We start from the raw sequence: 12,306 nt of genomic DNA, 5'->3' as shown, positions 1-12,306 counted from the left end.
GTCGCCGAGCGCATCGTCGGCGAGCGCAGCACCCGCCGCGCCTTCGAGGACTACGGCCGGCGCCGCGGCAAGCCGCTGTCGCCCAACGAGGCGGCCGACCGGGCGCTGATCCAGGCCACCGAGCGCCTGCTCGCCGGCGCGGTCGGCGCGGCCAGCGCGCGGCGCATCCTGATGAGTGCGCTGTCGGGCACCGGGCTGGACATCGCCGAGGCGATGGCGCTGATGGACGAAGCCTCGCAGGAACTGCGCTTCAACCGCGAACTGCTCTCGACCACGCTGGAGAACGTCTCCCAGGGCATCAGCGTGGTCGACGCGCAGATGCGCATGGTGGCCTGGAACCGCCGCTACCTGGAGATGTTCGACTACCCGGCCGGGCTGGTCTACGTGGGCGTGCCGGTGGCCGACCTGATCCGCTGGAACGCCGACCACGGCGAGTGCGGCCCGGGCGAAGCGGACGACCACGTGGCACGCCGCCTCGCCCACCTGCGCGCCGGCACGCCGCACGTGTTCGAGCGCGTGCGTCCGGACGGTACGGTGCTGGAAATGCGCGGCCGCGCATTGCCGGGCGGGGGCTACGTCACCAGCTATTCCGACGTGACCGCCTACAAACATGCCGAGCGCGCACTGCTGGAAGCCAACGAGACGCTGGAGCAGCGCGTGGCCCAGCGCACCGTCGAGCTGACCGAGGCGCTGGACGCCACCGCGCACGCGCGTGGCCAGGCGGAGGCGGCCAACCAGTCCAAGACGCGCTTCCTGGCCGCCGCCAGCCACGATCTGCTGCAGCCGCTCAATGCCGCGCGGCTGTTCACCTCGGCCTTGCGGCAGCAGCCCGGGCTGGATGAGGAGGCGGCGCAGCTGGCCGAGCGCATCGATGCCTCCTTCCGCGCCGCCGAGGACCTGCTCGACGCGCTGTTGGACGTCTCCCGCCTGGACACCGGCAGCTATCGCCCCGAGCGCAGTGGGTTCGCGCTGGCCGACCTGTTCGATGCGCTGCAGGCGCAGTTCGCGGTGGTCGCGGCGCAGCGTGACTTGCGCCTGCGCGTCGTGCCGACGCGGCTGACGGTGGAAAGCGATCCGCAGCTGTTGCGCCGCGTGCTGCAGAACTTCCTGTCCAATGCGCTGCGCTACACCCGCCGCGGTGGCGTGCTGATGGGTGCACGCCGCAGCGGCGGCCAGGTGCGCATCGAAGTGTGGGACACCGGGCCGGGCATCCCGCCGGAGCAACGCGAACGCATCTTCGGCGAGTTCCAGCGGCTGGAGCGGCCCTCGCCGTGGGGCGAGAAAGGGCTGGGCCTGGGCCTGTCCATCTGCGACCGCATCGCCGGCATGCTCGGCCACCGGCTGGACCTGCGCTCGCGCGTGGGCCACGGCAGCGGCTTCGCGATCACCGTGCCGCGCGCGGCCAGCGTGCCGCCGCGACGCGGCGCCGTGCAGGGCAGCGGTCCGGACGAGCAGTTGCCGCTGACCGTGCTGTGCCTGGACAACGACCAGGCCATCCTCGACGGCATGCAGGCGCTGCTGGGCCGCTGGGGCGTGGATTGCCGCGTGGCGCTGGATCTGGCGCAGGCATGCGCGCAGCTGCAGCGCGGCCCGGTCGACCTGCTGCTGGCCGACTACCACCTGGCCGAAGGCGTCGACGGCCTGCAGGTGCTCGCCGGCCTGCGCGAGGCGCTGGGCACCCTGCCGCCCACCGCGATGATCACCGCCGACGGCAGCAGCGAGCTGAAACAGCGGGCGCGCGCACTGGGCTACCCGTTGCTGCACAAGCCGGTGCGGCCGGCGGCGTTGCGCGCGCTGCTGACTGCGCTGCTGCGCAGGCAGCCGAAGGCCTGACTCGATTACTCGCCGTCGGGAAGTGCCGCCAGGTTGCCGGGGTCGACGGCCAGCTGGCTGGCGGCGAGGGCGACCTGGGTGCGGTTGTTGACGCCGAGCTTGCGCATGATCGCCGTCATGTGCGCCTTGACGGTGGCCTCGGAGACACCCAGGTCGTAGGCGATCTGCTTGTTGAGCAGGCCCTCGGCGATCATCGTGAGCACGCGGAACTGCTGCGGCGTGAGCAAGGCGACGCGCGCGGCGACCTCGGCCTCGTCCGGCTTGAGCTCGGCATGCCCGGCGACCATTGCCGGCGGCAGCCAGACATCGCCGTCGAGCACGGTGCGGATCGCCGCGACGATGTCATCGGCCGGCGTCGACTTGGGGATATACGCCGCCGCGCCGTGGCCCAGCGCGCGCCGCGCCACGTGCGCTTCCTCGTGGCCGGACACCACCACGATCGGCAGCCCCGGGTACTGGCCCCGGATGTGCGCCAGCGCCGAGTAGCCGCGCGCGCCGGGCATGTGCAGGTCCAGCAGCAGCAGCTCGGCGTCGGGGTACCGCTCGATCAGCGCCAGCAGGCTGTGCACGCTGTCGGCGCCGTGCACCCTGGCGCCAGGCAGCGCGCCGAGCACCGCGCGTTGCAGGGCGTCGCGGAACAGCGGGTGGTCGTCGGCGATCAGGACGTCAGGCATGGGGGCGGGAAGCGGAACGTATAAAGCGACGGGTTGCATGGCGTGCGGTGGGGCGGGGTCACTCGCCGGAAGGGTGGCCGTTCCCTCTCCCGCGCCTCACTTGATCAATCGCTCCTCCACCAGGCTCTTCACCACGCTGGGATCGGCCAGGGTGGAGATGTCGCCCAGCTGCTCGGGCTGGTTCTCGCCGATCTTGCGCAGGATGCGCCGCATGATCTTGCCCGAGCGCGTCTTGGGCAGGCTCGGCGCCCACTGCAGGTAATCGGGCGTGGCGATCGGGCCGATCTCCTTGCGCACCCAAGCGACCAGCTCCTTGCGCAGCTCGTCGGTACCGGTTTCGCCGGCGACCAGGGTGACATAGGCGTAGATGCCCTGGCCCTTGATCTCGTGCGGGCAGCCGACCACCGCCGCCTCGGCCACCTTCGGATGCGCCACCAGCGCGCTCTCCACCTCGGCGGTGCCGATGCGGTGGCCGGAGACGTTGATCACGTCGTCCACGCGGCCGGTGATCCAGTAGTAGCCGTCCTCGTCGCGGCGCGCGCCGTCGCCGGTGAAGTAGTTGCCGGGGTAGGCGCTGAAGTAGGTCTCGATGAAGCGCTGGTGGTCGCCGTAGACCGTGCGCATCTGGCCTGGCCAGGAATCGGCGAGCAGCAGGTTGCCCTCGGCTGCGCCTTCCAGGACCTGGCCGGTGGCGTCGACGATCACCGGCTTGACGCCGAAGAACGGCAGCGTGGCCGAGCCGGGCTTGGCGTCGATCGCGCCGGGCAGCGGGGTGATCAGGATGCCGCCGGTCTCGGTCTGCCACCAGGTGTCCACCACCGGGCAGCGCTGCTCGCCGACCACGCGCCAGTACCATTCCCAGGCTTCCGGGTTGATCGGCTCGCCGACCGTGCCGAGCAGGCGCAGGCTTGCGCGCGAGGTCTTCTTCACCGGGCCCTCGCCCTCGCGCATCAGCGCGCGGATCGCCGTGGGCGCGGTGTAGAACAGGGTGACCTGGTGCTTGTCGATCACCTGCCAGAAGCGGCTGCAGTCGGGGTAGTTCGGTACGCCGTCGAACATCACCGTGGTCGCGCCGTTGGCCAGCGGCCCGTACACCACGTAACTGTGGCCGGTGACCCAGCCGACGTCGGCGGTGCACCAGTACACATCGTCCTCGCGCAGATCGAACACGCACTCGTGGGTGTAGCTGACGAACACCAGATAGCCGCCGGAGGTGTGCAGCACGCCCTTGGGCTTGCCGGTGGAACCGGAGGTGTAGAGGATGAACAGCGGGTGCTCGGCCTCCATCGGCGCGGCCGGGCAGTCGGCGCTCTGGCCGTCCATCAGCACGTGCCAGTAGCGGTCGCGCGGCGACTGCATCGGCACCGCCGCGCCGGTGCGGCGCACCACCACCACGGTCTCGACGCTGTGGGTGCCGGGCCGTTCCAGCGCCGCATCGACGTTGGCCTTGAGCGGGATGTGCTTGCCGCCACGGCGGCCCTCGTCGGCGGTGACCACCAGCTTGCACTGCGAATCGGCGATGCGCCCGGCCAGCGAGTCGGGCGAGAAGCCGCCGAACACCACCGAGTGGATCGCGCCGATGCGCGCGCAGGCGAGCATCGCCACCGCCGCCTCCGGGATCATCGGCAGGTAGATCGCCACGCGGTCGCCCTTGACCACGCCCAGGTGTTTCAGGGTGTTGGCGAACTTGCACACCTCGGCGTGCAGCTCGCGATAGCTGATGCGGCGCGATTCGCCGGGATCGTCGCCCTCGAAGATGATCGCGGTCTTGTCGCCGCGCTCGGCCAGATGGCGGTCCAGGCAGTTGGCCGCCACGTTGAGCTGGCCGTCGTCGTACCAGCGGATGTGCAGGTCCTTCGGGTCGAACGAGACGTCCTTGATGCGCGTGGGCGCGCGCGTCCAGTCCAGCCGCTGGCCGACCTTGCCCCAGAAGCCCGCCGGGTCGCGCACCGAGTCGGCGTACATGCGTGCATAGGCGTCCTTGTCGATGCGCGCCTTGGCGGCGAACGCGGGGTCGACCGGATGGAGCTGGGACATGGAAGACTCTCCTGCGGCTGTGTGGGAGGGCGCCGGCCGTGCCGGCAATCGGTCCGAGTGTAGCCCCGCTCGCATGTCCGCAAGGCGGCACGCGCTACGACTTTGGTCGACCCTAGACCATCGGCCAATAGCCGCCCGCGACGCAGCATGGCCATGCTCGCCCCACCACTGGGGAGAGCCATGCCATGAGCCTGCACGCACGCATCCATCGCCGTCCGCTGGTGCTCGCGCTGGCCTGCGCGCTGGCGCTGCCGCTGGGCGTCCATGCCCAGGACAGCGCGCGCGAGCAGCAGCTCGAACAGCGCGTGTCGCAGCTGGAGCACGAGCTGGCCGAACTCAAGGGCATGATCCAGGCGCAGAAGGCGGCCGCTCCCGCGCCGGCACCCGCGGCGCCCTCGACGAACGTCGCCGCGGCACCGGCCGAAGCGGCCAAGCCGGTGTTCACCAGCGCACCGGGCGTCTCGGTGGCGCTGCACGGCTTCGTCAGCGCCAGCGCGTTCGCGCAGAACAAGAGCTTCACCTTCGGCAACGGCCAGAACGCCGAATTCCCGCAACCCGGCTCCAGCGGCTCGCTGAGCGGCGTGGACGTGCGCAATACCCGCTTCTGGCTGGACTTCAGCGGCGCCAAATTCGCCGGCGACTGGAACGGCGGCGGCCGCATCGAGATGGACTTCTTCGGCGGCTTCAACGGCACCGGCGCCTACAGCCAGCAGCAGCCCACCCCGCGCCTGCGCCAGGCCTACATGGACCTGACCAACCCGACCACCGGCAGCACCGTGCGCATCGGCCAGCAGTGGGACCTGATGTTCCCGCTGGACAACACGCCCGCCTCGCTCTCGCACATCGCCTTCCCGCTGGGCTTCGCCGCCGGCTTCGTCGGCTGGCGCTTCCCCGGCGTCGTATGGATGCAGGACCTCAACCATGGCAGCGACGGACCCAAGTGGCGCTTCGACCTGGGCGTGTTCGAGGGCAGCTGGAACGGCCCGGGCAGCAACATCAACTACCAGACCGCCGGCAGCGTGGGCTTCCGGCCGCAGGTGGAGGCCCGGCTGCGCGTGCAGGACAAGACCTGGCTCGCCTACGCGGTGGCGCACTACAGCCGCGCCGACCTGCGCGGCGTCGAGGGCAACGCGCCCACGCCGGTCGAGTCCTCGGTCACCAGCACCGGCTACGAGGTCGGCGGCCAGTGGAAGCCCGGTCCGTGGACCTTCAAGGCGCTGGCCTACACCGGCACCGGGCTGGGCCAGATCTTCGGCGCGCTGGCGCAGTTCGGCGACATCAGCGAGCGCGGCGGCTACGTGCAGGCCGGCTACAGCTTCACGCCGGCATGGACCGTCAATGCGTTCTACGGCATCAGCAGGCCCGATCGCAACGACGTGATCGCCTGGCTGGGCAACGGCGCCACCGGCCTGCTGCGCAACCGCCAGGCCGCGCTCAGCCTGCAGTACACCGGCGGCGCCTACGAGCTGGGCGTGGAGTGGATGTACGACAAGCTCGACTCGACGACCAACGGCAGCAACCGCACCACCACCAGCGGCAACCAGCTCAGCCTGAACGCGCTGTACCACTTCTGACCGAAAGCGCCGGACGGGCGCCGGCGCATCGCGCAAACGGTTCGACAACGCCGTGGCCTCAGGTCGCGGCGCGTGCGGGGCGCGTGTGCGTCCTGCTCCACCGGCGCGCCCTGGGGAGGGCCGCCGACCATCCGGAGGGGAAACACATGGCGACCACCGCAATCGAGGCGCGCACCAGCGCGCTCGACGTCAACCACAAGCGGGTGATCCTGGCCTCCAGCCTGGGCACCGTGTTCGAGTGGTACGACTTCTACCTGTACGGCTCGCTCGCCGTGCTGATCGGCAAGCAGTTCTTCTCCGGGCTCAACGACGCCAGCCAGCTGGTGTTCGCGCTGCTGGCCTTCGCCGCAGGCTTTGCGGTGCGTCCGTTCGGCGCGCTGGTGTTCGGCCGCCTGGGCGACCTGGTCGGGCGCAAGTACACCTTCCTGATCACCATCGTGATCATGGGCCTGTCCACCTTCCTGGTCGGCGTGCTGCCCGGCTACGGTGCGATCGGGCTGGCAGCGCCGGCGATCCTGATCGGGCTGCGCCTGCTGCAGGGGCTGGCGTTGGGCGGCGAATACGGCGGCGCGGCCACCTACGTGGCCGAACATGCACCCAACGGCAAGCGCGGGCTGTACACCAGCTTCATCCAGATCACCGCCACCTTCGGCCTGTTCCTGTCGCTGCTGGTGATCCTCGGCTGCAAGATGCTGCTGGGCGAGAAGTTCGACGACTGGGGCTGGCGCATCCCGTTCCTGCTGTCGTCGGTGTTGCTGGCGGTGTCGGTCTACATCCGCCTGCAGCTGGCCGAATCGCCGGTGTTCGCGCAGATGAAGGCCGAGGGCAAGCATTCCAGCGCGCCGCTGACCGAGTCGTTCCTGCGCTGGCCGAACCTGAAGCGCGTGATCCTGGCGCTGCTCGGCGCCACCGCCGGCCAGGCGGTGGTGTGGTACTGCGGCCAGTTCTACGCGATGTATTTCCTGGGCACCACGCTGAAGATCGACGCCACCACGACGCAGCTGCTGATCGCCGGCGCGCTGTTGATTGGCACGCCGTGCTTCGTGCTGTTCGGCTGGCTGTCCGACCGCATCGGGCGCAAGAGCGTGGTGCTGGCCGGCTGCCTGCTGGCGGCGCTGACCTACTTCCCGATCTTCAAGGGGCTCACCCACTACGGCAACCCGGCGATCGAGGCGGCCAGCGCCAGCGCGCCGGTGCGGGTGCTGGCCAACCCGGACGACTGCAGCCTGCAGATCGACCTGGTCGGCAGGAAGACCTTCACCCGCTCCTGCGACGTGGCCAAGAGCTTCCTGGCCAAGCGCGGCGTGCCGTACGCGAACGTCGAGGTGGCTGCCGGCACGATCGCCAAGGTGGCGGTGGGCGAGCGCGAGTTCGCCTCGTTCGACGGCCGCAGCCTGGACAAGGCCACGTTCACCGCGCAGAGCAAGGCCTTCGGCGAGCAGATCGGCGCGGCGCTCGCCGACGCGGGCTACCCAGCTAAGGCCGACCCAGCGCGTGCGAACTACCCGATGCTGCTGGTGCTGCTGACGATCCTGGTGATCTACGTGACCATGGTCTACGGCCCGATCGCCGCCTGGCTGGTGGAGATGTTCCCCACCCGCATCCGCTACACCTCGATGAGCCTGCCCTACCACATCGGCAACGGCTGGTTCGGCGGCTTCCTGCCCTCGGTGTCGTTCGGCATCGTGGCGGCCACCGGCAACTTCTATGCGGGGCTGTGGTATCCGGTGGTGATCGCGCTGATGACCTGCGTGATCGGCCTGATGTGCCTGCCCGAGACGCGGCACGTGGACCTGCACGACTGAGCCTTTCCCTTCTCCCTCCGGGAGAAGGTGCCCGCAGGGCGGATGAGGGTGCGGGCGAAGCGCGGTGACGAATACTCGCGCAAGTCCCGCAACCTCACCCCCGCCTCTCCAGCAAGGAGAGGGAGCAAAGCGCACGCGGTGAGACGGTGGACGGCTACGCTTGGGCGCATGCCCGTCGACCCCACCGCCCCCTACGCCCGCAAGGGCCGCGGCGCCGCCTCCAATCCCGAGGGGCGCTTCGAGACCACGCGCCACCAGGCCGAGGACGACGGCTGGCAGAGCCTGCTGCTGGACGCCGAAGCGCCACGCCCGCGCACGGAGGTGACCGAGGAGCGCGCGCGCAGCGTGATCAGCCGCAACGACTCGCCCGACATCGGCTTCGACCAGGCGATCAACCCCTATCGCGGCTGCGAGCACGGCTGCATCTATTGCTACGCGCGTCCCTCGCACGGCTACCTCAACCTCTCGCCCGGGCTCGACTTCGAGACGCGCCTGCGCGCCAAGACCAACCTCGCCGAGGTATTGCGCGCGGAGCTTTCCAGGCGCAGCTATGTGCCCAGCCCGATCAACATCGGCAGCAACACCGACCCCTACCAGCCGGTGGAGAAGCGCTGGCGCCTGACCCGCGCGGCGCTGGAACTGCTGGCCGAGTGTCGCCACCCCTGCACGATCGTCACCAAGAACGCGCTCATCGAGCGCGACATTGATCTGTTGGCCGCGATGGCGCGCGAGAACCTGGTGCAGGTGTTCGTCTCGATCAACTCGCTGGACAACCACCTGGCCGCGAAGCTGGAGCCGCGCGCCAGCGCGCCGCACCGGCGCATCCAGGCGCTCCGCGCGCTCAGTGATGCCGGTATTCCAGCAGGTGTGCTGGTGGCGCCGATCATCCCCGCGCTCAACGACGCCGACATGGAAGCGGTGCTCGAGCAGGCGCACGCCGCCGGCGCGCGCTGCGCCGGCTATACCGTGGTGCGGCTGCCGTACGAACTGAAGACGCTGTTCCGCGAGTGGCTGGCGCTGCACGCGCCGCAGCGTGCGGCGCACGTGCTGAGCCTGATCCAGCAGATGAACGCTGGGCGCGACTACGACAGCGACTTCCGCACACGCATGCGCGGGCAGGGCGTGTTCGCGCAGCTGCTCAAGCGACGCTTCGAGGTGGCCTGCCGCAAGCATGGCTTCGGCCGCGCGCGCGAGCTCAAGCTCGATACCTCGCGCTTCATGCCGCCGCGGGAGGCATCGCCGCAAGGCGTGCTGTTCTAGGCAAAGGCTCGCCTGAACTCTCAATCCGGCGGCCGGTTGGCCGCCCGCTCCACCTTGCCGTCGCGCCGCAGCGCGCTGAGGATCAGGCCCAGTCCCAGCGCCACGGCGGCGATGATGAAGAGCATCGACAGCACCGGCAGGCCGAACAGCGTCGGTCCGTTCGTCATGCGCGCGGTCAGCGCCGCACCGATCACCAGCGCGGCGACGATCACCCCGGTGCTGATGCGGTTGGCGATCTTCTGCAGGCTTTCCATCATGTGCGACTCTTCCAGCCCGTCCACGCGCACGCGCAGGCGGTTCTGCGCCAGCGTGCGCAGGATCGAGGCGACGTGCTGCGGCGTGTGCCGGGCCAGCTCCTGCACGTCCAGCCATTCGCTGGCCAGGTTGGCTGGCGAGAGCGTGCCCAGCGCCTGCCGCCGCAGCACCTGCTGCAGGTGCTGCTCGACCACGCGGCGGGTGTCGATGCTTGGATCGAGCGCGCTGGTGACCGCTTCGAGGTTGAGCAGGGTCTTGCCCAGGATCGAAAGCTCCGCCGGCGGGCGCAGCCCGCAGGAGGCGCCCACGCGGGCCAGCTCCAGCACCAGCCGGCCTTCGGAAAATTGCCGGCTGGAGTTGTGCAGGCCGACGTAGCTGGCCACCAGCTGCTCGACCTGGCGCTTGTACTGGCTGTGGCGGAAATCCTCCAGCGGAGTACCCATGGTTTCGCTGATCTCGCCGACCTGGTCGCCGTTGCCGGAAATCGCGCCCAGCATCAGCTTGAGCAGCCGATGGCGCGTGCGCGGCACCAGCCGAACCACCATCCCTAAGTCGAACAGCGCCAGGCGGTGATCCTCCATCAGCAGCACGTTGCCCGGGTGCGGGTCGGCATGCACCAGGCCGTGCACGAACACCTGGTCGAGGTAGGCGCGCAGCAGTTCGCGCGCCTGTTCCTGCAGCGGATGCTCGATGCGCCGCAACGGCGGGATGTGGGTCACCTTGATGCCGCGCACGCGCTGCATGGTCAGCACGCGGGTGGTGGTGAGGTCGGCCAGCGGCAACGGGATGTGGAGGAAGTCGTAGCCACGCAGGTTCTCGGCGAAGCGGCGAAGGTTCTCCGCCTCCAGCTCGAAGTTGATCTCGCTGGCCAGGCTGTGGCGCAACTCGCTGACCAGGCCGACGAAGCCGTAACGGCGGCCGACGTCGGTCATGCGGTCGGCGGCGCCGGCGAGCTTCTCCAGGATCGCCAGGTCCTCGCGCAGGGTCTGGGCGATGTGCGGGCGCTGCACCTTGAGCACCACCTCGCGCCCGCCACGCAGGGTCGCCGCGTGCACCTGCGCCACCGAGCCGGCGGCCAGCGGCGCGTCGTCGAAGCGGGCGAACAGCGTACCGATGCGTGCGCCCAGCTCGGCCTCGATGATCTCGCGCACCTGCGCCACCGGCACCGGTGCCACGTCGTCCTGCATCCGCTCCAGCGCCGCGATGTAGGGCGCCGGCACCATGTCCGGCCGCGTCGACAAGGCCTGCCCGACCTTGATGAAGGTGGGACCCAGCGCCTCCAGCTCGTCGACGAACTGCTCCGGCTGGCCCGGCTTGACCGCCTCCGCCTCGCCGGCCAGCGCGGCCTCCTGGATGTCCAGATCCAGGCCGCTGAACAGTCCCGCCTTGCGGTAGCGCAACAGGAACGCACCGATCCGGGCGTAGCGGGACAGACGGCTGGCTTCGTTCACGCGTTCGCGGCTCCGACGCTTTGTCCAAGCGTGGAGCGGCCAGCGGCAACAGCGCGTCAACGGGGCGCGGCAGTACGCCTGCTGTCGCGGAGGGCGTCGGCTTCCTGCAGGATCCTCGGGCGCGCGGCGCGCTGGGCCAGCAAAAGGTGCAGCCCGATGCACAGCGCCGCGCAACCCATCAGCAAGACACCCCACGCCGCCGGCACCGTGGCATAGGCAAACGCGCAAAGCAGCCGTGTCGCCAGCGCGGCCAGGCCCACCGCGCCGATCCAACCGTAGCGGCGAGCCTCGAGCTGCGTGTGGTGGCGGATCAACCGGTCCGATTCCACATAACCCAGGCCGTGGCTGCGCACGAGCTGCCCGGGCCGCAGCAGGTGCATCGTCGGCCAGCCGCCCCACAGCCACCGTCGTGCTTCCCGCAGCAAGGTCTGCCGACGCATCGCCTCAGCTCCGGTTGGCGATGAACGGATGCGGGCGATCCCGTAACCCGCGCCACCCGCGGCGGCCGAGCCACGCCAGCACCAGCGCGAGCATGGCCCAGGCCGATGCAGCGGCGAGCAGCAGGATGTCGTGCGCACCCCTGTCCATCAGCGCGAACGACAGGCCGGTGGCCGTGACGATGAAGCACGCCACGCTGAGCATGCCGGTGCCCCAGCCAGGCAACGGGCGGCCGCCGATGATCGCCAGGGTGAAGGCCACCAGCACGCCGATGCCGGTCGCTTGCGCGAGCAGCACGGCCAGTGCGGCCGTCCAGTCCATGCGCACGCACCATGCCAGCGTGGCCATCAGTGCCAGCAGCAGCAACTGCACGCCGACGCCCGGCAACAGACTCGCCGCCAGCAGATCGCGCCGCAGCCGTGCCGGCGTGCCCAGGCCGGGCAGCAGCGCCAGCAGCGGCAGCTCGGCATTGTCCTTCTGCCAGCGCTGGCCCAGCTGCATCACCGCCAGCAGGACGACCAGCAGGCCGATGAAGCCGCCGAACCAGGCGAACATGCCGGCCCACTGCGTGAGCATCGCCCAATGGAAGCCGCCGTGCCGCTGACTGGCCTGGCGCAGCAGCAAGCCGACTACCAGCACGCTTGGCAGCACGGCCATCGCCAATTGGCGGGCGCGCCCGGCGGGGGTCATCGGAACGAACATGCCGCCGAGGGCCACGCGCAGGCTGTAGCGAGGGCGCTGCGGTCCGCTCGGGCCCAGGTCGACCATCGGGAGCATCCAGTCCGGCTGCTGGCGGATCTGCTGCGCGCTGTCCGGCAGCCCGCCGGCAAAGCCGTCCCAGCCGCCGGCGCGGCCCGCGCGGCGGAACTGCAGCACCATCGGCTGCATCCAGCCCTGCCGGTAGGGGTCGGCCGCGCGCAGCTGGCGCCACCAGCAGAGCGCGCACAGCAGCAGCATCACGGCCAGCGCGGCAGCGGCC

8 protein-coding genes and 1 pseudogene are annotated in these 12,306 nt (G+C 70.3%); 4 read left to right on the top strand and 5 right to left on the bottom strand.

Features of this window, described 5'->3' with window-relative positions; translation table 11 throughout:
* On the top strand, window positions 1-1,833 hold a 1,833-nt coding region (locus HOQ08_RS12210; protein WP_291195162.1), incomplete at its 5' end, for a NahK/ErcS family hybrid sensor histidine kinase/response regulator.
* A 5-nt stretch (window positions 1,834-1,838) separates the two neighbouring features.
* Here the strand turns inward: HOQ08_RS12210 and HOQ08_RS12205 are convergent.
* Together HOQ08_RS12205 and acs are read right to left on the bottom strand one after the other, a co-directional pair.
* Window positions 1,839-2,507: a response regulator transcription factor gene (locus HOQ08_RS12205; protein WP_291195159.1), complete on the bottom strand. Its 669-nt coding sequence runs from the start codon at window positions 2,505-2,507 to the stop codon at window positions 1,839-1,841.
* Between the two features lie 96 nt (window positions 2,508-2,603).
* On the bottom strand, window positions 2,604-4,544 hold the full coding sequence (gene acs, locus HOQ08_RS12200; RefSeq protein ID WP_291195156.1) for an acetate--CoA ligase: 1,941 nt from the start codon (window positions 4,542-4,544) through the stop codon (window positions 2,604-2,606).
* Between the two features lie 185 nt (window positions 4,545-4,729).
* Between acs and HOQ08_RS12195 the strand changes: the two genes are divergently transcribed.
* The 3 genes from HOQ08_RS12195 to HOQ08_RS12185 all read left to right on the top strand — a co-directional run bounded on the left by HOQ08_RS12195 (window position 4,730) and on the right by HOQ08_RS12185 (window position 9,183).
* Window positions 4,730-6,118 (top strand): hypothetical protein, encoded by a 1,389-nt coding sequence (locus HOQ08_RS12195; protein WP_291195154.1) that lies wholly within the window; start codon window positions 4,730-4,732, stop codon window positions 6,116-6,118.
* A 146-nt stretch (window positions 6,119-6,264) separates the two neighbouring features.
* Window positions 6,265-7,923, top strand: coding sequence for an MFS transporter (locus HOQ08_RS12190; RefSeq protein ID WP_291195151.1), 1,659 nt, complete (start codon window positions 6,265-6,267; stop codon window positions 7,921-7,923).
* 168 nt (window positions 7,924-8,091) lie between these two features.
* Window positions 8,092-9,183, top strand: a complete 1,092-nt coding sequence (locus tag HOQ08_RS12185; RefSeq protein WP_291195148.1) for a PA0069 family radical SAM protein — start codon at window positions 8,092-8,094, stop codon at window positions 9,181-9,183.
* Window positions 9,184-9,203: 20 nt separating this feature from the next.
* On the opposite strand, the gene HOQ08_RS12180 is transcribed toward HOQ08_RS12185, so the two are convergent.
* The 3 genes and pseudogenes from HOQ08_RS12180 to HOQ08_RS12170 form a co-directional block, all read right to left on the bottom strand.
* The gene (locus HOQ08_RS12180; RefSeq protein WP_291195145.1) at window positions 9,204-10,889 is read right to left on the bottom strand and encodes an AarF/UbiB family protein; all 1,686 of its coding nucleotides are present in this window, start codon (window positions 10,887-10,889) and stop codon (window positions 9,204-9,206) included.
* A gap of 56 nt (window positions 10,890-10,945) precedes the next feature.
* Complete coding sequence (locus HOQ08_RS12175; RefSeq protein WP_291195142.1) at window positions 10,946-11,329, bottom strand: hypothetical protein; 384 nt, start codon at window positions 11,327-11,329, stop codon at window positions 10,946-10,948.
* Window positions 11,330-11,333: 4 nt separating this feature from the next.
* Window positions 11,334-12,306, bottom strand: a pseudogene (locus HOQ08_RS12170) (hypothetical protein); the annotation flags it as partial.

The sequence above is a fragment of the Frateuria sp. genome (assembly GCF_013362045.1).
In the GTDB taxonomy this organism is placed as follows: domain Bacteria; phylum Pseudomonadota; class Gammaproteobacteria; order Xanthomonadales; family Rhodanobacteraceae; genus Frateuria_A.
Note: the sequence above shows the minus strand (reverse complement) of the source record. Positions and strands in the feature narration are given on the sequence as shown.